The following is a 23,576-nucleotide window of genomic DNA, read 5'->3' on the forward strand; positions in this document are numbered from 1 at the left end:
GTTGCGTGGCGAATACCGTGAACCCAGGACGTCAGGACGGCATCGCGGAGCGACTTGAGGCATTGCGCAGGTGGAACAACGCGACCACACCTGAGACGATCACCACGGTCGCCGACCTGTTCATCGCGCAGGTACGCCGGACCCCGCAGGCTCTCGCGGTCGTGGCACCCGGCGCCCGCCTGACGTACGCCGAGCTGGGCACGCACGTCTTCCAGCTCGCGCGCCACCTGCGCGGACGCGGCCTGCGGGCGGAAGACGTCGTCGCCGTCTCCACTCCCCGCTCCGCCGAACTGGTCGTCGCCGTGCTGGCGGTCATGGTCGCGGGCGGCGCCTTCGTGCCGGTCGAGCCGTCCTGGCCGGCGGACCGCCGAGCCCAGGTACGGGCCGAGGCGGGCGCGGGCCTGGTCATCGCCGCCCCCGGCGCGGAGACCGGTGACTGCGTCGTTGAGGTGGACCTCGGCACCTGGCACTACGGTCACGAGCCGGCCGAGCCGCCGTCGCTGCCGCCCATCAGCGGGGGACGGCTCGCGTACGTGATGTTCACCTCCGGCTCCACGGGCAAGCCCAAGGGCGCGATGATCCGGCACGAGGCGATCAGCACCCGGCTGCTGTGGCAGGTCGAGGAGATCCTCGGGTTCGGGGCCGGTGACGCGTCGCTGTTCAAGGCGCCGCTGTCGTTCGACATCTCGGTCAACGAGATCCTGCTTCCGCTCGTCTCCGGCGGCTACGTGGTGGTCGCCGAGCCCGGCGGCGAACGCGATCCCCAGTACCTGCTCGACCTGATCGCGCGGGAGCGGGTGACGTTCGTCTACTTGGTGTCGTCGATGCTCGACACGCTTCTGGAGATGGCCCAAGGAACCTCGCTGCTGTCCGGACTGAAGCACGTCTGGTGCGGTGGCGAGGTGCTCACCCCCGAGCTGTTCGACCGGTTCCGGAGCCGGCTGTCCACGACCCTCTACCACGGGTACGGCCCGGCCGAGGCGACCATCGGCGTCTCACACGTCATCTACCGCGACACCGCCGAACGCATCGCGACGTCGATCGGCCGCCCGAACCCGCACACCCAGCTCTACGTCCTCGACGACCGGCTGGAGCCGCTGCCTGTGGGCGAGGCCGGCGAGCTGTACGCCGCGGGGTTCCTGCTCGGGCGCGGATACATCAACGCCCCCGCGCTGACGGGCTCCCGTTTCGTGGCCAACCCGTTCGGTGACGGCGGGTCCCGGATGTACCGCACCGGCGACCTCGCGCGCTGGAACGCCGACGGCTCGCTGGAGTTCGTGGGGCGGGCGGACAACCAGGTGAAGATCCGCGGCATGCGGCTGGAGCCGGAGGAAGTGGAAGCGGCGCTCGCCACGCACCCGCGGGTCCGCCAGGCGACCGTCACCGTGGGCACGAACTCGGCGGGCGCGCGACACCTCATCGGCTACGTGACCTCCCACGACGACCTCCCGGCCGTGGAACTACGGCGCTGGTGCGCCGACCGGCTGCCCGAGTACATGGTGCCGAGCGCCTTCGTCGTCCTGGACCGCTTCCCGCTCACGGCCAACGGCAAGGTGGACCGCCGTGCACTCCCAGAACCCCAAGCGCACCGCCGCCCTGTGCCGGCGTCCAAGACGGACGGCCGCGCTCTGCCGGGTGGTGCCCTGCTGGAGCCGGGGGCGGATGGCCGGGCTCTGTCGGCGCGGACGGTGGACGGCCGCGGCTTGCTGGAATCGGCCGGGCAGGGACCGGCGCTTGAGGCGCGGACTGCCCGGGAACGTGCCCTGTGCGAGATCTTCGCGCGGGTGCTCGGCATCGAGGAGGTGGGGGCGGAGGAGGACTTCTTCGCTTTGGGCGGTGACAGCATCGTCGCGATCGGCGTGGTCCGGCAGGCGCGGCACGCGGGACTCGTGGTGCGGGCGCGCGACCTGTTCGCCCATCCCACCCCCGCCGCGCTGGCCGCCACGGTAACCGAGGTCACCACGACCGCCGGCCCCGCCACCGGCGCGGTCGGCGAGGTGCCCCCGACCCCGATCACCGAGTGGCTCCAGGCCACCGGCCCGTCGATGGACGGGTTCATCCAGTCGATGACAGTCCACACGCCTGCCGGTATGACCGCCGACCAGCTCGAACACGTCGTCGACGCCGTACTCGCCACCCACGACCTGCTGCGGGCACGGATCGACGGCGCGGCTCCCTGGACCCTGTCGATCCAGCCGGTGGGCTCGCCACGAGCGGCCCAGGTGATCACTCGCGTAGACGTGACCACCAGCGACGCCGCGGCGGTGGAGGCGGTCGCCGCCAGGGAGGTCACGGCGGCGGCGCGACGGCTTGACCCGGCCGGTGGACGGATGGTCGAGCTGGTGTGGCTGGACGCCGGGGCGCACGCGCAGGGCCGGCTCGTGGTGGTGATCCATCACGTGATCGTGGACGGGGTGTCGCTCCGGGTGCTCCTGGAGGATCTCGGACAGGCATGGGCGGCGGTTCGTGGCGGGCGGGCGGTGTCGCTGCCCGGCGTACCCACTTCGTTCAGGCAGTGGGCGACACTGCTGCGCGACCGTACCCGCGCGGGCGCGTTCGCCGCCGACGAGGCGTACTGGCTGCGGGCGGCGGCCACCCCCGACCCGATGTTGGGGGAGCGGCCTCTGGACCCAGGCCGCGACGTGGTGGCGGCCGAGGAGTCGCTGACGGTCGCGCTCCCGTCGCCCGGTGCCGCCCGCCTGCTCGGCGCGGTGCCCGCGTCCATTCACGGCGGTGTGAACGATGTCCTGGTCGCGGCGGCGGCGATCGCCCTGGGCCGGTGGCGGGCCGGCCACTGCCCCGACGCGGGGTCCGAGGTGCTGCTGGAACTGGAGGGACACGGCCGGGAGGAAGACGCGGTCGGCGACGTCGACCTCTCCCGTACCTTCGGCTGGTTCACCACGCTCTTCCCGGCCGTACTCGATCCGGGGCCGGGCGACGCCGCCCTCGGAGACGCGGTGAAGGCGGTCAAGGAGCAACTCCGGGCGGTGCCCCGGCGGGGGTTGAGCTACGGTGCCTTGCGTTACCTCGGTGGCGAGCCCCGTCCTGACCTGGCCGTCGCGCCGCAGGTGCTGTTCCACTACCTCGGGCGGTTCGCGGCCGGTTCTACCGAGGAGTGGACGGCCGTTGGCGACGGCGGTGCGGATGGCGACGGCGGTGATGGTGGCGGCGGTAGCGGTGAGATCGTCGTCGAGCGGCGTGACCCGCGCATGCCGCTGCCGCGTGTGCTGGAGATCAACTCGGTCGCCGTGGACACGGCCGACGGACCGGTGCTGGAGACGAGGTTCAGCTGGCCTGGCGGTGTGCTCGACGGCGGCCGGGTGCGGGCGCTGGCCGAGCTGTGGACCCAGGTGCTCACCGGCATCGCCACGAGCGAGACGGTCGCCGGACACACCCCGTCGGACTTCCCCCTTGTCGCCCTGGAGCCGAGCGACGTGGCCGCCATCGAGGCCGCGGCGCCGGAACTCCGGGAGGTGCTTCCCCTGTCACCGCTGCAGACCGGCCTCTACTTCCATGCCACCTTCGCCCGCGACACTGACCCGTACGTCGTCCAGCAGATCATCGAGCTCACCGGCCCGCTGGACGGCGACCGGTTACGGCTGGCCGCGGACCGGCTGATCGACAGGTACCCCAACCTGGGCGCGGCGTTCCGCACCGTCGGCGACGGGCAGGTCGTGTCCGTGATCGCAGGCCGTCCGCCGGTGCCGTGGCGGGTGGAGGATCTCGGCGGGTTCGGCGCGGAGGGTGCCGCCTCGCGGGTGGCCGCCGTCGCGGAGGCGGAGCGGTCCTTGCCGTTCGATCTGGCTCGGCCTCCGTCCATGAGGTACGCGCTGCTCAGGCTGGGTGAGCGGCGGCATGTGCTGATCCACACCGTGCACCACATCCTCGCCGACGGCTGGTCGGTGCCGCTGCTCCTACGCGACCTGCTGGCGCTCTATGAGGCCGGGGGACGGGCCGAGGCGCTGCCCGCGCCGCCCCATTACCGGGAGTTCCTGCGGATGCTGGCGGCACAGGACCCCGACGTGGCGACCGAGGCGTGGGCGGACGCCCTGGCGGACGTGCACGAGCCGACCAGGCTCGCTGATGCGCTCGGCGTTCCGGACGAGACCGGGCTCGCTGATGCACTCGGCATTCCCGAAGAGGTCGCCGGGCAGGTTGCCGGGCAGGCGGTCGGTGGGTTCGGGCGCGTCGATCGGGAGCTGTCCGAGGAGGTCAGCGACCGGGTGAGCGCGTGGGCGCGGGAGCACGGGCTGACGGTCGGGGCGGTCATCGGCGCCGCTTGGGGCATTCTCGTCGGACGGCTGGCAGGTCGGTCCGACGTGACGTTCGGTTCGACCGTCTCCGGGCGTGGGGCTGCCGACGTCGCGGGTATCGACTCCATGGTCGGTCTGCTGATCAACACGGTTCCCGCGCGGGTACGGTGGAGTCCCGCCGAGTCGCTAGCCACCGTGGTACGGCGCTTCGCCCGCGACCGGCGCGAGGTGGTGGAGCACGAGCACGTCTCGCTGGCCCGGCTGCAGCGGCGGCTGGGTGTGCCTGAGCTGTTCGACACGCTCGTGGTCATCGAGAACTACCCGGCGCCGCCCACCCCGGCAGGGGAGATCCAGATCGCCGCCGTGCACACGGTTGAGGCGCCTCACTACCCGGTGACGCTGATGGCCAAGCCGGGCGCGCGGATCGCCGTCACGCTGACCCACGATCGGCGGGTAGTCGGTACGAGTGTCGCGGCCCGGCTGGCCCGCCAGTACGAGATGGTGCTTGCCGCCATCGCCGAGGACGCCGAACAGGCCTGCGACCTGGTCGAGTTGGTGACCGGGGAGGAGCGCGAGTGGCTGATGGCCGCCGGTTCCGGTGCCCCGGCGCGGCGGCCCGGCGCCACGGTTGTGGACCTGTTCGCGGGGCAGGTGGCCCGGCACCCGGCGCGTACGGCCGTCGTCTGCGGCGACCTCGCGCTCACCTACGCTGAGCTGGACGATCGCGCCGGACGGGTGGGCATGGCACTGACCCGGGCGGGTGTGCGCCGTGGCGACATCGTCGCGGTGGCGACGAGCCGCTCGGCGGACATGGCCGTGGCCCTGCTCGCCGTCATGCGTGCTGGGGCCGCCTACCTGCCGGTCGATCCCGGCTATCCGGCGGCCCGGATCGAGTTCATGCTCGGGGACGCGCGGCCGGTGTGCGTGCTGACCGACGACGCGAGCGCCAGGTCGCTGCCGCCGCACGACCTGCCGACGCTCACTGTACGGGCGGCGGCCGACACGGACACCACCGGCGACGGAACGAGAACAGGCCCCCTGGATGCGGTGTCCGTTGTTTACACCTCCGGCTCGACGGGGCGGCCGAAGGCGGTCGTCGGGACGCAGGAGGCGCTTGCCAATCGGCTGGGCTGGGCCGCGCGGGAGTGGGTGGCCGATGTTCGGGTGGCGAAGAGCTCGCTGAGCTTTGTCGACGGCACCACGGAGCTGCTCGGGGGTCTGGTCGCGGGGGCGACGACGGTCATCGCCGACGCCACGGAGGCCACCGACGGCGCCGCGCTGGCCGGGCTCGTCGAGCGGTCCGGGGCGACCCAGTTGCTCGCCGTGCCCAGTCTGGCCGGCGCGCTGGCGGACACGGAACCGGAACGGCTCGCGACGCTCAGCCGCTGGATCTGCAGCGGGGAACCGCTGGACCAGGCCTGCGTGACCGCGCTCCGGCAGGCGTCCCCCGGTGCCCGGATCGTCAACTCCTACGGATCGTCGGAGGTGGCGGGTGACGTGTTGCAGGGTGAGGTGGACACGGCGGGGCCGGTGACGTTGGGGACGCCGGTGCCCGGGGCGCGGATCCATCTGCTGGATGCCGCCCTTGACCTCGTCCCGCCCGGCGCGGTCGGGGAGATCTACGTCGGTGGCGCCCAGCTCGCCCTCGGCTACCTGGGCCAGGGCGGTGCGACGGCCACCCGATTCGTGGCCGACCCGTACACCGAGGGCGCCCGGCTCTACCGCACCGGCGACCTCGGCCGGTGGACGGCGGACGGGAGGGTCGAGTTCCTCGGCCGGGCCGACGACCAGGTGAAGATCAACGGTCACCGCGTGGAGCCGGGCGAACTGGAGGCCGCCCTGATGCGCCGCGCGGGTGTGAGGGACGCCGTGGTCGCCGTACGCGCAACGGGCGGAGACACCGGCGGCACGCGTTCTCTGCACGCCTATGTGGTGGCCGCCCCCGGCGAGGAGATCGACCCCAACGCCCTCCGCGCGACGCTACGCGCCGAACTACCCCCGTACCTGGTCCCCGCCACGATAACCATCCTGGACCACCTGCCAATGCTCCCCAACGGCAAACGAGACCGCCGGGCGCTTCCCGCCCCCGAGCCGACCGCCAGGGGCGGACGCCCGCGCACCCCAAGGGAGGCGCTGATCTGCGCCCACTTCGGCACGGTGCTCGGCCGCGACAGCCGCGACGGTCACGACGGCATCGGTGTCCACGACGACTTCTTCACGGCCGGAGGCGACAGCATCCAGGCCATCCGCGTCGTCAGCCTGCTCGCCAAGGACGGGATCGAACTGACCACCGAGGACATCTTCCGCATGCGTACCCCCTCCGCCATCGAGGCCCACCTGGCAGGCGGCGAGCCGACGGCACCGCTGCGAGTCGCCGAGCCGGCGCCCCGGCTGCGACCCGCCGAGCTGACGACCGTGTCGCTGACCCAGGCGGAGATCGACCACGTCGTGGCGGTCAGCCCGGTTCCGGTGGCCGACATCTGGGCGGTGTCCCCCCTCCAGGAGGGCGTCTACTACCAGGCGGCCTTCTCCGAGGGCGCCGGCACCTACATCGCGCAGAACGTGTTCGACTTCGACCGCCGTCTCGACGCCGAGGCCATGACCACGGCGTTCGCGGCGCTGCTGCGACGCCATCCCACGCTGCGCGCCGGGTTCACCGGTGACGGCGTCCCCGGCGTCGTGCAGTACATCGGCGCCGAGGTCCCGGCCGAGGTCGCGGTCGTGGACCTGTCCACCGGCTCCGGGGACGCGCTCGCGGAGCTGATGCGCTCCGACCGGGAGGAGCCGTTCGATCTCACCCGGCCGCCCCTGGCCCGGCTGACCGTCGTACGCCTTCCCGGCGGCCGGGACCGGCTGCTGCTGACCGCGCACTTCCTGCTCTGGGACGGCTGGTCGCGCGAGCTGGTGCTGCGCGAGCTGTTCGCGCTCTACGACTCCCGGGGGGAACGCGGCGCGTTGCCGCTGGCGCGGGCGGCGTTCACCGACCACCTCGCCTGGATCGCCGCCCGCGACCGCGACGCCTCCACCGCCGCCTGGGCCGCCGCGCTCGCCGACGTCTCCGAGCCGACCATCCTGGTCCCGGAGGCGGCCGGCCGGGAGCCGATCCCGTCGGAACGCGTCCTGGCTGCACTCCCGGCCGAGGTGACCACCCGGCTGGGGGAGCAGGCCAGGCGCGACGGGGTCACGCTCAACTCGCTGCTGACCGCCGCGCTCGGCCTGCTCCTCGGCTATGAGACCGGGCGGACCGACGTCGTGTTCGGTACGACGGTCGCGGGCCGGCCCACCCAGTTGCCGGGGATCGAGGACGTGATCGGCCTGTTCCTCAACACCGTCCCGGCCCGGGTGGCCGCCTCGCCCGACATGACGGTGATCGAGCTGGCGCGCCGGGCGCAGGAGGACCGCATCGGGCTCGCGCCGCACGAGTACCTGGGACTCGGCGACATCCAGCGGGCCGCCGGACACGAGCAGCTCTTCGACACGCTGTACGTCCTGCAGAACTTCCTGTCCGACACGACCTTCACCGAGCTGGAACGCGAGCAGGGCATCGTCGGAGTGGAGTACGTCGACACCACCCACTACCCGTTCACCTGGGTGCTGACCCCCGGCGCCAACCTGCGGATCAAGCTCGAATACCGGCCGGACGTGGTGGCGGAGCAGGACGCGCGGCGGCTGGTCCGGCGCTTCAGGCGGCTGCTGGAGTCGCTCGCCGGCGGCCTGTCGGTCCAGGCGGGCGCGCTCGACCCGCTGCTCGACGAGGAGCACGCCGAACTGGCCGGGCAGTGGGCGGCCACGGAGCATCCGATCGGCTCGGCCACCATCGCCGACCTCCTGGCCGAGCGGGCCAAGGGCTGTCCGGACGAGATCGCCCTGGTGTTCGGGGAGCTGTCGCTGACCTACGCCGAGCTGGACGGCCGGATCAACGGCTGCGCCCGGCTGCTGCTGGCCAAGGGCGCGGGACCGGGCCGGATCGTGGCGCTCGGCCTGCCCCGCGGCGTCGAGATGGTGGTCGCGCTCTTCGCCGTCCTGCGTACCGGCGCCGCCTACCTGCCGCTCGACCTCGACCACCCCGTGAACCGGCTCGCCGACATGCTCGACGACGCGCGGCCGGTGCTGCTGGTCTGCGCCGACACGGCCACACCGCTGGCCGAGGCGCAGCGGCGGCTGGGCGGGGAATGCCTGGTGCCCGACGACACGCTGCCCGCGCATCCGCTGAGTGACGCGGAGCTGGGGGCGTTCGCCGCCACGGTGCCAGGCAGGCTGGAGCATCCGGCGTACGTCATCTACACCTCCGGCTCCACCGGCCGCCCCAAGGGCGTGGTCACGCCGTACCGCGGCCTGACCAACATGCAGCTCAACCACCGGGCCGAGATCTTCGATCCGGTCGTCGCCCGCGCCCGGAGCACCGGGCGGGACCGGCTGCGCATCGCGCACACGGTGTCGTTCTCCTTCGACATGTCGTGGGAGGAGCTGCTGTGGCTCGTCGAGGGCCACGAGGTGCACATCTGCGACGAGGAGCTGCGCCGGGACGCCGCCGCCCTGGCCGCCTACTGCCGCGCGAACCGCATCGACGTGATCAACGTGACCCCGACGTACGCCCACCACCTGTTCGAGGAGGGGCTGCTCGACCGGGACGGCCACCCGCCCCGCCTGGTGCTGCTCGGCGGCGAGGCGGTCAGCGAAGCCGTCTGGTACCGGCTGAGCGAGCCCGGCGGCGCCGAGGGTTACAACCTGTACGGCCCGACCGAGTACACGATCAACACGCTGGGCGCGGGCACCGGCGACAGCGCCACGCCGACCGTGGGCCGCCCGATCTGGAACACCCGCGCGTACGTGCTCGACGCCTGGCTGCGCCCTGTCCATCCGGGAGTGCTCGGCGAGCTCTACGTGGCGGGCGCGGGGCTCGCGCACGGCTATCTGCACGCGCCGGACCTGACCGCGTCGCGGTTCGTGGCGGACCCGTTCGTGCCCGGCGGGCGCATGTACCGGACCGGGGACCTCGTACGGCAGCGCCGCGACGGCAACCTCGACTTCCTCGGCCGCGTCGACGACCAGGTGAAGATCCGCGGCTACCGGGTCGAGCTCGGCGAGGTGGAGTCGGCCCTGACCGCGTTGCCGCAGGTCCGGCAGGCCGCGGTCATCGCCCGTACCGACTCGGCGGTGACCGGGCTGAAGAAGCTGGTCGCGTACGTGGTGCCGGCGGAGGGGGCCGACCAGAGCGCCCTCGTCGCGGACCTGAGGGCCGCGCTGGCCGAGCGGCTGCCCGGCTACATGGTCCCCGCGCTGTACGGCATCGTCGGCGAGCTGCCGCTGACGGTCAACGGCAAGCTCGACGTCGCCGCGCTGCCCGAGCCCGTGGCACCCGTCAGCGGCGGCGACGGTCCGCGCGACGACCGCGAGCGAACCCTGTGCGCCATCTACGCGGAGGTGCTCGGCCTCGCCGGGGTCGGCATCGACGACGACTTCTTCGCCCTCGGCGGCGACAGCATCTCCTCGATCGCCGTGACCGGCCGCGCACGCAAGGCGGGCCTGCACCTCACCCCGCGCGACGTCTTCCGCCGCCGCACCGTGCGGGCGCTGGCCGCCGCCGCGCCCCAGGCCCGCCTGAGCGGACCGCGGGACAGCGGCGAGGGTACGGTCGCGCTCACCCCGATGCTGGCCGAGACGATGCGGGCGGGTACGCCGCTGGAGCGCTTCTACCAGTCGATGATCCTCCGCACCCCGGCCGGCATGACCCACGAGCAACTGGAGCGGGTGCTCCAGGCCGTCGGCGAACGCCACGATCTGCTGCGGGCCCGGCTCGATCGCGACGGCGCCGCATGGGCGCTGTCGGTGCCGCCGCCGGCGGCGTTCCGCGCGGCGGACGCGCTCACCAGGGTGGACGGCTCGGCCGACGTGGAGGAGGTCACCGGGCGGGCTGCCGACGGCCTCGACCCCGAGCGCGGGGTCATGCTGCGGGCGGTGTGGTTCGCCGGCGAGTCCGGGCCCGGCCGGCTGCTGCTGATCATCCACCACCTGGTGATCGACGGCGTCTCCTGGCGGGTGCTCGCCGACGACCTCGCGCGGGCCTGGGCGGAGGTACGGGCGGGCCGCGAGCCGGTGCCCGACGAGGTGCCGACCTCCTTCCGTACCTGGTCGAAGCTGGTCGAGGAGGCGACCGAGCGGGGTACGTTCCGCGACGAGCTCGACCACTGGCGGGCCGTCCTCGCCACCGAGGACCCCTGGTTGGGCACGCGCCCGCTCGACCCGGTGATCGACACGGCCGCCACCGTGGAATCGCTGACGGTCTCGCTGCCCGCCGAGGTGAGCACGGCCCTGTTGTCGGCCGTGCCCGCCGCGATGCACGGCGGCGTCAACGACGTCCTGCTGACCGGCTTCGCCACCGCACTCGCCGAGTGGCGGCGCGGCGCGAGCGCCGTGGTCCTCAGCCTGGAGAGCCACGGCCGTGACGCTCTCGACAACGTGGACCTTTCCCGCACGGTCGGCTGGTTCACCGCCATCTACCCCGTATGCCTCGACCCGGGACCGCTGCGCTGGGCCGAGGTCACCGAGGCGGGCGCCGCCCTCGCGGCGGCGGCCAAGCGGGTCAAGGAGCAGCTCCGCGCCGTGCCCCGGCAAGGGCTTGGGTACGGGATCCTGCGCTACCTCGACGGCGAGGCGGACCTGCGGGGCGAGCCGCCGCAGATCCTGTTCAACTACCTGGGGCGGTTCGCCGCCGACGAGGGCGGGGACTGGGCGGCGGCGGGCGCGCTGCGCGAAGGCGTCCACCCGAGCAACCCCGCGATGGGGCTGGAGATCAACGCGCTGGCCCGGGACGGGCGGGCGGGCACGGTGTTCTCGGCCACGCTGTCCTGGCCGTCCGGCGTCATGACGGCCGATGAGGTGGGTCGGCTGGCCGAGCTGTGGATGGCCGCGCTGACCGCGCTGACCCGCTGTGCCGAGCTCGCCGGGCGTACCCCTTCCGACTTCCCGCTGGTCGAGCTGACCCAGGGGGACGTGGACCGGCTCGCGCCGTCCGGGGTGCGGGACGTGCTCCCGCTGCTGCCGTTGCAGCAGGGCATGTACTTCCACGCGTCCTTCGCCGAGGACCACACCGACACGTACGTGGTGCAGCAGGTGGCCGAGCTGTCCGGCCCGGTCGATCCGGCGGCGCTCCGCCGCGCCGTGGAGGCGGTGGTCCACCGTCACGACGCCCTGCGCGCCTGCTTCCGTGAGCTGGCCGACGGCCGGGTGGTCCAGGTGATCGCCGACGGGGTGGACGTACCGTGGCACGAGGTGGACCTGACCGGTCTCGGCGATGAGGCGGCGCGCGAACGGCTGGCCGAGGTCACGGCCGCCGAGCTGGCCGAGCCCTTCGACCTGGCAACCGCGCCCCTGCTGCGGTATGCCCTGGTCTCGCTCAGCCGGACCGACCACCGGCTGGTGGAGACCATGCACCACATCCTCGCCGACGGGTGGTCGTACCCGCTGATGTTCGGGGACGTGATCGAGTCCTACGAGCGGGGCCGGTCCGGAGCCGGGTACGAGCTGCCCGCTCCGGCGGTGACGTTCCGCGACCACGTCGAGGCGGTGGCCGGCCTGGACCGGGCACACGCTCGCGGCGTGTGGGCCCGCGCGCTGTCCGGCATCGGCTCGGCCACCCGCCTGTTCGGCAGCGCTGTCGAGAAGGTCTCCCGGCATGACAGCGTCCACGTCGCGCTGCCCGCCGAGCGCACGGCCGCCCTGGTCGAGGCCGCTCGCGAGCAGGGGGTGACCCTCAGTACGTTCGTGCACGGCGCCTGGGGTCTGCTGCTCGGCGGCCTGCTCGGGCAGGAGCGGGTGGTCTTCGGCTCCACGGTGTCGGGACGGGGCGGGGAGCTGCCCGGCGTCGAGTCGATCGTCGGTCTGTTGATCAACACCATTCCGGTGCCCATGTCCTGGAGTCCCGGGGACTCGCTGCACGAGGTGCTCGCGCAGCTGCAGGAGCAGCAGACGGACCTGCTCGACGTGCAGCAGGTGGGGCTCGGCGAGCTCGCCGCCGTCGCTGGTGTCCGGGAGTTCTTCGACACGATGGTCGTGGTGGAGAACTTCCCCGCTGTGCGGGACGGTAGCCGGGATGGGCTGAGCGTGCGGGGCTTCACCGGGACGGATTCGCCGCACTATCCGGTGTCGCTGGTGGCCTTTCCCGGTGAGCGGCTGACGCTGGAGATCAAGTACGACGTCGAGCTGGTCGGGGAGCGGGCGGCCCGGCGGCTGCTGGACCAGGTGGCGCGCGTGCTCGACCAACTGGCCACGGCCCCTGACCTGCCGGTCGCTTCAGTGGTGTCGTCCGGGGCGGCTGTGGCACGGGTGGAGGACGGTGCGACGCTCGCGGGCGCGTACGCCGCCGCCCCGGTCCGGCCGGACTCCATCGCCGTCACCTCGGGCGATGTTTCGCTCACGCACGCCGAACTGGACGCGGCCGCCAACCGGATGGCCCGCGCGCTGATCGCCGGAGGAGTACGGCCGGAGTCGCGGGTCGCCGTCGCGTTGCCGCGCTCGGCCGACCTCGTCGTGGCGCTGCTCGCGATCGTCAAGGCGGGCGGCTGCTACGTACCGCTGGACATCGGCGCCCCGGCCGCACGGCTCGCATACATCCTCGCCGACTCGAACCCCGTACGCCTGCTGACCGACAGCGCGACGCTGGGCTCGCTGCCCCCTGCCACGGTGCCGGTCATGCTGCTGGACGACCCGGAGGTCATCGCGGGCCACTCCACCGCCCCGCCGCGGCCGGTACCGCTGAGCGCGGACAACGCGGCGTATGTCATCTACACCTCGGGTTCGACGGGGCGGCCCAAGGGCGTGACGGTGACCCATCGCAATGTGCTGTCGCTGTTCGCGGCGGCTGAGGAGCTTTTCGAGTTCGGTCCGGACGATGTGTGGACCATGTTCCACTCGTACGCGTTCGACTTCTCGGTGTGGGAGCTGTGGGGCGCGCTGCTGTACGGCGGGCGCCTGGTGGTCGTCGCCCACGATGTGGCGCGCGACCCGCGACGCTTCCTGGACCTGCTGGAACGCGAGCGCGTGACCGTGCTGAACCAGACCCCGTCCGCGTTCTACCCGCTGATCGAGGCCGAACGCGGGCGGCCGGGCGAGCTCGCCCTCCGGTACGTGATCTTCGGCGGCGAGGCGCTGGACCTCGCCCGCCTGGCCCCGTGGTACGACCGCCAAGCACCGCTGCTGGTGAACATGTACGGCATCACCGAGACCTGCGTGCACGTGTCGTTCCGGGCTCTGACCTCGGACGACGCGAACGGCGACAGCGTCATCGGCGGGCCGCTGCCCGGCCTCGGCGTACACGTGCTCGACCGCCGTCTCCAGCCGGTCCCGCCGGGCGTCACCGGCGAGATCTACGTCGCGGGTGACCAGCTGGCCCGCGGGTACCTCGACCGCCCCGGCCTGACCGCCGAACGGTTCGTCGCCGACGCCTCCGGCGGGCGGCTCTACCGCACCGGCGACCTCGCGCGGTGGACTCCCGACGGCGACCTGGTCTACCTGGGCCGGTCCGACCAGCAGGTGAAGGTACGGGGGTACCGCATCGAACTCGGCGAGATCGAGTCCGCGCTGCTGACACTGGACGGAGTCGTGAACGCCGCCGTCATCGTGCGCGAGGACGAGCCCGGCCGGCGGCGGCTCGTGGCGTACCTGGTCGCGCGGGACGGGGGGCGCGTCGGTGCCGCCGAGGCTCATGCCCAGCTGGCTGAGAGGCTGCCTTTCTACATGATTCCGGCGACGTTCGTGTCACTCTCCGCGCTGCCACTGACGGTCAACGGCAAACTCGACTGCGACGCCTTGCCCGCTCCGGCGACCGCTCGGGCGGTGGTTGTCGGCGAGCCCACCCTGCCCGTATCGGCGACCTTGGATACCGGTGAGCTTGACCGCGAGGCCCTGCCCGTTCCGCAGACCACGCGGGCGGTGGTTGCCGGCCGACTCCCGGTCGCCCAGGTCGAGGTCTCTGCTGGGGGAGCGTCGCCTGTGGTCGTTCTGCGGGCGCTGTACGCGGAGGTGCTGCGTCTGGACGACGTCGGGCCTGAGGACGACTTCTTCGTGCTCGGCGGCGACAGCATCATCGCGATCCAGCTCGTCAACCTGGCCCGGCGCCGGTCATTGCGACTGTCCCCGAGGGACGTGTTCATCCACCGCACGCCGGCCGCGCTCGCCGACGCGATCGGGCCCTCCGACGCGGACACCGGAACTGGCCGGGAGTCGGCCGCCGGACCTGACCGGGAGCCGGATGAGGCCGTGTCCGATGGGGTCGGCGAGGTCATGCTGATGCCGATCGTGCACCGGTTGGCCGAGCTGGGCGGGCGGATCTCCCGGCTGAACCAGTCCGAGCTGCTGCCCACCCCGCAGGGCGCCACCCACGAGCAGGTCGTCATGCTGATCCGCGCGCTGGTCGGGCGGCACGACGCGCTCCGGCTGCGGCTGAACCGGCCGTCTCCGTTGCTGTGGTCCCTGGAGGCCCGTCCGGCCGCCGACGTTCCCGATCCCGCCGTGACCTCGGTCGATGCGGTGGGTCTCGACGAGGACGCCCTGCGCGCCTTGATCGCCGCCGAGTCCGACGCCGCCGCCGACCGGCTGGATCCCGACAACGGCGATGTGTTGCAGGCGGTGTGGTTCGACCGGGGGCCCGAGCAGCAGGGCAGGCTGCTGCTCGTCGCGCATCACCTGGTGGTCGACGGGGTCTCGTGGCGGATCCTGGTCGACGACCTGCGACAGGCGTGGGAAGCCGTGAGCACCGGGCAACAGGTGCGGCTCGAACCGGTCGGCACGTCCCTGCGCGCCTTCGCCCGGTCCATCACCGAGAACGCCACCCAGGCGGCCAGGCTCGCCGAGTTCGACCATTGGACGACCACCCTGGCTCCGGGCGCCGAACTCGACCCGGTGACCCCGACCATCGGCCTGACCGCAGGCCGAACCCGCGACCACGTCGTACGCCTGCCCGCCGAGGTGACCGGCCCGCTGCTCACAGCCGTGCCGATGACCGCGTCGGCTGGGACGGCTGTGTCGGCGACCGCGTCGGCTGGGCCAGCCGCTCCAGTGGCCGACGTGACCGATGTGCTCGTTGCCGCGTTGCATGTCGCGGTCTCGCGCTGGCGGGTGGCGCGTGGCGGTGACCCTGCGGCGCCGCTGGTGATCGACCTGGAACGGCACGGGCGCGAAGAGGTCGCGGACGGTGAGGACCTGTCCAGGACCGTGGGGTGGTTCACCGCCATCGCCCCCGTGCGGCTGCCCGCCGTCTCCGGTGCGGTCACCGCCGTGCTCGGCGACGTGTGCCAAGTGCTGCGGGCCGTTCCGGACGGTGGGCTCGGGTACGGGCAGTTGCGTTACTGCAACGCGCGCACCGCCCCCGCGCTCGCCCGGCTGGGAACACCCCAGCTGCTGTTCAACTACCTCGGCCGATTCCCCGCCGGGCGATCCGGCGACTGGGACACGGCGCCCGAGGCGGAGGCGCTGCGGGTGCACCCGGACCCGGACCTGGGCACGCCGTACCTGCTGGAGATCAACGTCGCCTGCCACGACATGGCGGCGGGGCCCGAGCTGCACGCCGTGTTCACCTATGCGGACGGCGGCCTCGGCGCGAACGACGTGGACGCGCTCGCCGACGCCTGGGCCGCGGCCGCGCGCGAGCTGGCCGCCGCGTCGCCTGGCCATGGCCGCGAACGTGGAGCGGACCACTCGGCCCGGCCCGGCTCGCTGAGCGACCCCACTGCGCTGAGCGACCCCACTGCGCTGAGCGGCTCCACCGCGCTGAACCACCCCACCCTCACCCCCGATGAGGTCGACCGGGTGCTCGCCGCGGCCCCGGTCGCCGTACAGGACATCTGGCCCTTGTCGCCGCTCCAGGAGGGCCTGTACTTCCAGGCGGGCTACGCGGGCGACGCCGACGTGTACGTGGCGCAGAACGCGTTCGACTTCGCCGGACGGCTTGATGTCGAAGCCCTCCGCCACGCGTACGCCGCCGTGCTCGATCGTCACGCGGCCATGCGGCTCGGCTTCACCGCCGAGGGCACGACCCGGCCCGTAGCCCTGGTCGGCACCGGCCTGGACAGCTCGGTCGACGTGGTGGACCTGTCAGACGAGAAGGACGACCATCGGCTCCGGGCGCTGATGGAGGAGGACCGTCGCCGGCCGTTCGAGCTGGCCCGGCCGCCGCTGTGCCGCCTGAGCGTGGTCCGCCTGCCCGGCGGGCGCGATCGGCTGCTGCTCACGTACCACCTGCTGCTGTGGGACGGGTGGTCGCGGGAGCTGGTCCTGCGCGAGCTGTTCGGCGAGTACGCCCTTGCCCGCGACGGCCACCCCGCCCAGCGGCCAGACGCGGAGACGGCAACAGGCCGCACGGTCGGACCGTCCTCGTCTGACGCGGAGACAGCAACAGGCCGCACGGTCGGACCGTCCTCGTCTGACGCGGAGACAGCGGCAGGTCGCGAGGCGGGACGGCCGTCGCCCGGTGCGGAGGCGGCGACGTTCACCGACTATCTTGCCTGGCTGGCCCGGCAGGACGCGGACGCGTCGGCGCGGGCCTGGGGGCGGGCGCTCGCCGGGCTGGAGGAGCCGACCATCCTGTTCCCGGCGGCCGCGGGGACCGCGCCGGTGCTGGCGACCAGCCTGTCGTTCCGGCTGAGCCGGGAGCAGACCGGTCGCGTCGCCGAGCAGGCGCGTCGCGCTGGGGTGACACTCAACGCGATGCTCAGCACGGCGCTGGCGATGGTGCTGAGCCATGCCTCGGGACGGCAGGAGGCCGTGTTCGGTACGACCGTCGCCGGACGGCCGACCGAGCTGGACGGCATCGACGCGGTGATCGGGGTCTTCCTCAACACCGTTCCCGTCCACGTACGCCTGACCCCGGCCGAACCCGTGCTGGAGGTCATGCGGCGCGTGCAGGCCGACCGCGTGGAGATGATGCCGCACGAGTACCTCGGCCTGGGCGACATCCAGCGCGCGGCGGGCCGCGACCAGCTCTTCGACAGCCTGTACGTCCTGCAGAACTTCCTCGACGACGACACCTTCACCGATCTGGAGGAGGAACACGGCATCGTCGGCGTGGAGAGCGTGGACGCGACGCACTACCCGCTCACCTGGGTGGCCACGCCGGGGGCGCGGCTGGCGGTGCGGCTGGAGTTCCGTGCCGACGTGGTCGCGCCGGAACAGGCGCGGGCGCTGCTGTCCCGGCTGGAGCAGGTGCTGCTCCACCTCTCGGAGCAGCCCGCCTCGACGGTCGCCGATGTTCCCGTCCTGCTCCCGTACGAGCTCGCGGAGCTTGAGGCCGGATGGGACACGGTCACCCATCCCATCGGCGCCGAGACGATCGCGGAGCTGATGGGCGCCCAGGCCCGGCGGACACCGGACGCCGCGGCCCTCACCTCCGGCACGCGGACACTGACCTACGCCGAACTCGACGCGCGCGTGAACCAGCTCGCCCGCCTGCTGCTCGACCGGGGCGCGGGCCCCGAGCGGATCATCGCGCTGGCCGTGCCCCGATCCATCGACATGGTGGCCGCGCTGTTCGCGGTCCTCCGTACCGGAGCCGCCTACCTCCCCCTCGAACTGGACCATCCCGACGACCGCCTGCTGGCGATGCTGGCCGACGCGGGGCCGGTCCTGCTGGTCACCACCGAGGCGGTGGCCCCTCGGCTCGCCTCTCACCCGGTGCCGGTGCTCTGCCTGGACGGCGCCGCCGCGCGTACCGGATCGTCGGAGCCGATCGAGGACCGCGAACTGGGCGAATTCGCCCCCGGCAGGCCGGGACGGCTCGACCACCCGGCGTACGTCATCTACACCTCCGGCTCCACGGGACGGCCCAAGGGCGTGGTCACGCCGTACCGGGGGCTGACCAACATGCAGCTCAACCATCGCGAGGCCATCTTCGCCCCCACGATCGCCGCCGCCAGGAACCGGATCCTCACGATCGCCCACACGGTCTCGTTCTCCTTCGACATGTCGTGGGAGGAACTGCTGTGGTTGGTCGAAGGCCATCACGTACACATCTGCGACGAGGAGCTGCGCCGTGACGCCCGCGCGCTCGTCGCCTACTGCGACCGGCACCGCGTCGACGTCGTGAATGTGACACCGACCTACGCCCAGCACCTGCTCGACCAGGGGCTGCTCGACGGCGCGCGGTTCGGGGGGCCGCCCGGTTCGTACCGTCCGGCTCTGGTGCTCCTCGGCGGCGAGGCGGTGCCGCAGACGCTGTGGACCGCGCTGCGCGAGGCCGAGGGGGTGGATGGCTACAACCTGTACGGTCCGACCGAGTACACGATCAACACCCTCGGAGCGGGCACCGAGGACAGCGCGGGCACCACGGTCGGGCGGCCCATCTGGAACACCCGCGGCTACGTACTGGACGCCGCCCTCCGGCCGGTGCCCGCGGGCGTGCCCGGCGAGCTCTACATCAGCGGGGCGGGGCTGGCGCGTGGATATCTCGACCGGTTCGGGTTGACCGCCTCGCGGTTCGTGGCGGATCCGTACGTGTCCGGTGGGCGGATGTACCGTACCGGCGACCTGGTGCGAGCCGGTGCCGACGGGAACCTCGACTTCCTGGGCCGCACTGACGATCAGGTCAAGATCCGCGGTTATCGGGTGGAGCCGGCGGAGGTCGAGGCTGTCGTGACGGCCCGGCCGGGCGTGCACCAGAGCGCGGTGCTCGCCGTTCCTGGTCCGTCGGGCGGCAAATGGTTGGTGGCCTATGTCGTTCCTGAGGAGCCCGGTGATGAGGACTCGCTGCTGGTGGCCGTCCATCGCGAGTTGAAGTCGCTGCTGCCCGGATACATGGTGCCGTCGGCCTTCGCGGTCGTGGAGGCGCTGCCGCTGACCATCAACGGCAAGCTGGACACCGCCGCGCTGCCGGCGCCGCGGTCGCTGCCGTCGAGTTCGAGGGCGCCGGCGGGGGAGCTGGAACGGCGGCTGTGCGAGCTGTTCGGCGAGGTACTCGGCGTCGGAGAACCGGGTGGTCTCGGCGGTTTTGGGGCCGAGGACGACTTCTTCGATCGGGGTGGGCACTCTCTGCTCGCCATCCAGCTGTTCGGGCTGGTGCGGGCGGGTTTGGGCGTCGAGCTGTCGTTGCGCGACCTGTTCGACACGCGCACGCCCGCGCGCCTGGCCGCCCGTCTCGCCGACCGAGCCGGGACCACACCTCCCGAGCTCGTCTCCCGCCCGCGGATCGAGCGCCCGCCCCTGTCGGCGGCGCAGGAACGGCTCTGGCTGCTCCAGCAACTGGACCCCACCTCGACGGCGTACAACTACCCGCTGCTCGTCCGCCTCCGCGGCTCCGTCGACCACGACGCCCTCCGGGCCGCGCTCGGCGACGTGGTGGCGCGGCACGAGGTGCTGCGGACGCTGGTCACGGTCATCGACGACCAGCCGGTCCAGGACGTACTCGACCCGTCCCCGATCTCCGTCACGGTCGTGGACCGCCCGGCCGCCGAGACCGGGAACGCGGTGTCGGCGGCGGTGGCCCGCCCCTTCGACCTGGCCGCGGACCCGCCGTTGCGGGTCACCCTGATCCAAGAGCAGGACACCGGGGACAGCGTGCTGGCCCTGATCCTGCACCACATCGCGATGGACGAGTGGTCCGACCGGCCGCTGCTGCGCGACCTTGACACCGCCTACGCCGCCCGGCAGGCCGGTCACGCCCCACGCTGGGAGCCGCTGCCGGTGCAGTATGCGGACTACACCCTCTGGCAGCGCGAACTGCTCGGCGACCCCGCCAACCCGGCCAGCAGGCACGCCACCGAACGGACCTACTGGCAGGAGCACCTGCGCGGCCTACCGGACGAGATCCCCCTCCCGGCCGACCGGCCCCGGCAGGCCCGCGACGCCCGCCGAGCCGACCAGGCTCGTGACGCTCGTCGAGCCGATCAGACTCGTGACGCTCGTCGAGCCGATCAGACTCGTGACGCTCGTCGAGCCGATCAGACTCGTGACGTCCGCCGGGCCGGTCAAGTGTCCGTGCCGCTCTCGCCGGAGCTGATCGACCCGCTGCGGGAGCTGGGCAGGGCCGAGTCGGCGAGCCTGTTCATGGTGCTGCACGCCGCACTCGCCACCTTGCTGCACCGCCTCGGCGCTGGCACTGACGTCCCGATCGGCAGCCCGACCTCGGGCCGCGCCGACGCGGTGCTGAACGACCTGGTCGGCTTCTTCGTCAACACCGTCGTCCTGCGCGCCGACCTTTCCGGCTCGCCGTCCTTCACCGAGCTGTTGCGCCGGGTACGCGAGACCGACCTGGCCGCGTTCGAGCACGCCAACGTGCCCTTCCAGCAGGTCGTCGAGGTGGTCAATCCGGTACGCGAACACGGACGCAACCCGCTGTTCCAGGTGATGATCGGTTTCCTGCACCGGCAGACCGGCCACGACACCGCCCTGGGCCTGCCCACGGGCGACACGCCCGCGTACCTCTCCGACCCGAAAGTCGACCTGAACTTCACCTTCGTCGACGCCGGCCCGCGACAGCCGGTCGACATCATCCTGGAGTACGACGCCGCACGCTTCCACGACGGCACCGCGCGGCGCCTGCTCGACCGCCTCATCGTGCTGCTTGGCGAGCTCGCGGTCCGGCCGGAACAGCCGACCGGCACGGTCCCGGTACTCGCCGCGGGCGACCTCGACGACCTCTCCCGGTGGCGGTCCGGCGGGCCGGTGGCATCCGATGGCCTGCCCTGGGACGTGCGGTTCTCCGCGCGGGCGAAGGCGGCACCCGACGTGGACGCCTGCGTGTCCGGCGGCCGGACGATGAGCTACGCCGAGCTCGACGCGGCCTCCAACGCGTTCGCCGCCAGGCTCGCCGACCTCGGCGCCGGTCCGGAGAGCCTGGTCGGGCTCGCCCTGCCGCGCTCGGCCGACCTGCTGGTGGCGGTACTGGGCGTCGCCAAGGCGGGAGCGGCGTACCTGCCGCTCGATCCCGCGTTCCCGGCCGAGCGGCTGCGATTCATGATCGACGACGCCCGGCCCGCCGTTGTGGTCGCCGACGAGCGATCGCGGCAACTGTTCCCCGCGATACCCCACGGCACGACACTCATCAACTTCGACAGCTCGCTCGGACACCTCCGGCACGCGGCTCCGAGCGATCCGAACCGCACGGACATCGACGGCACACCTGCCCGTCCCCGCCACGGGGCTCCGAGCGTTCCGGACCCGATTGACGTCGGCGGCACACCCACGCACGCCTTCCGCAGAGCTCCGCGTGACCCGGACTCCGCGGCGTACGTCATCTACACCTCGGGATCCACCGGCAGGCCCAAGGGCGTCGTGGTCACCCATCGCGACCTGGAGACCTTCCTCGCCGCCGTGGCCGCAGCCGTCCCGATCGGCGAGTCCGACCGGCTGCTCGCCGTCACCACCCTTTCCTTCGACATCTCCGTACTCGAACTGATGGCGCCACTACGCGCCGGTGGGTGCGTGGTGATGGCCACGGAGGAGCAGGTACGCGACCCGAGGCTCCTCGCCGCGCTGGCGGCGGCCGAACGCGTCACAGTCATGCAGGCGACCCCGTCGCTGTGGTCGGCGCTGGCACAGTCGCCGGACACCGACCTCAGCGGCGTGCGGGCGTTGGTCGGTGGCGAAGCGCTGCCGACCACGCTCGCGGGGGAGCTGGCGGAAAGGGCTCAGAGCGTAACGAACCTGTACGGTCCCACGGAGGCGACGGTCTGGGCCACAGCCGCCCCTGTGAACGACGGCTGGCGCGACCGTCCCACGATCGGCCGCCCCCTGCCCGGCACCACGGCTCACCTCCTGGACGCGGAGCTGTGCCCGGTTCCTCCCGGTGCCATCGGCGAGCTTTATCTCGGCGGGGCGCAGGTCACCCGCGGCTACCTGGGACGTCACGGCCTCACCGCAGCCCGGTTCGTCGCCGATCCGTTCGGCGATGGCGCCCGGCTCTATCGCACCGGGGACCTCGCTCGCTGGACCTCTGACGGCTCGCTGGAGTTCCTCGGCCGCTCGGACCACCAGGTCAAGGTGCGCGGCTTCCGCATCGAGCTGGGCGAGATCGAGTCGGTCGCGGCCCAGCATCCCGCTGCCCGGCAGGTCGCGGTGGTCGCGCGACAGGACTCGCGCGGCGAGACCCACATCCTGGCGTACGTCACCCCGGACAACACCGCATCCCCGATGCGGGACGGTGACGTCGTGTCGTCGCTCCAGTTCCGGGACTACCTTGCCCAGCGTCTGCCGGCGTACATGGTGCCCGCGGTCGTGACGGTCCTCGACGAGTTGCCGCTCACACCGAACGGCAAGGTGGATCGCTCGGCACTGCCGGACGTCGACTTCGCCCGGTTGGCCACCCGTACAGAGCCGCGGTCGCGTACCGAGGCGGCCGTCTGCGCCGTCATCGCGGAGGTGCTGGGGCTCGACTCGGTCGGCGTGGACGACGACTTCTTCGTCCTCGGCGGGCATTCGCTGCTGCTGGTACGGCTCGCCGCGGCCCTGCGCCGGGACCTCGGCGTCGCCCTCCCGATCGCGGACCTGTTCACAGCCCCCACGGCCGCCGCCCTCGCCCACCGGCTCGGCGATGCCGCGTCCGCCAAGGATGCGATGGCCCCCTTGCTGGTCCTGGGGGCAGGCGGCGAGGGCACGCCGCTCTTCTGTCTGCCGCCGGCCAGCGGCCTGAGCTGGCAGTTCGCCGGGCTCAAGCGCTACCTGCCGCAGGACGTCCCGCTCTACGGCCTGCAATCGCCCCTGCTGAGCCGTACCACCGACCTGCCCGTCACGATCAGCGCGCTGGCCGGCGAGTACGCCGACCTGATCGGCCGGACCGCCCCCGAAGGGCCGGTCGGACTGCTCGGCTGGTCGTTCGGGGGCGCGGTGGCGCATCAGGTGGCGATTCGGCTGATAGCCGACGGACGTGAGGTCACGTTCCTCGGCATGCTCGACACGCGAAGGGATCTCACCGAGAGGCCCGCCGGAGCGTGGGACCGGCCCGCGGCGATCGCCGATCTGCTGATCGAGATGGGCTGCCAGGTGCCGGAGGAGCGGCGCGACACGTTGTCCATCGCCGACGCGGTCGGGTTCGTCCGCGAGCTGGGCGGCGGCGTCGCCGCGCTGGAGGACGCGCAGATCGCGAAGGTAGTCGAGAACTACCTGGCCAGCGACCGCATGATGGCGCGGGCCGAGTACGGCGTCTTCCCCGGAGACGTGATCTTCGTCGACGCGACCGTGCCCGAGCAGGGGTTCACCGGGACGGCCTCCGACCAGTGGAGCCGGTACGTCGGGGGCGAGCTGCGGACGTTCGCCATCGAGTGCGGGCATTCCGAACTACTGGACACCCGCACTCTGGAGATCCTCGGCCCGCTTGTCGGCCAGCACCTTGCCCGGTGA

Annotated in this window: 1 protein-coding gene; it reads left to right on the forward strand. The window is 72.6% G+C overall.

Annotation, left to right across the window (positions count from 1 at the left end; translation table 11 throughout):
* Positions 1 to 5 precede the first annotated feature (5 nt).
* The gene (locus tag AB0B91_RS10515; protein WP_358318013.1) at positions 6 to 23,576 is read left to right on the forward strand and encodes a non-ribosomal peptide synthase/polyketide synthase; all 23,571 of its coding nucleotides are present in this window, start codon (positions 6 to 8) and stop codon (positions 23,574 to 23,576) included.

This window comes from Nonomuraea sp. NPDC049141 (assembly GCF_040648415.1).
Classification (GTDB): domain Bacteria; phylum Actinomycetota; class Actinomycetes; order Streptosporangiales; family Streptosporangiaceae; genus Nonomuraea.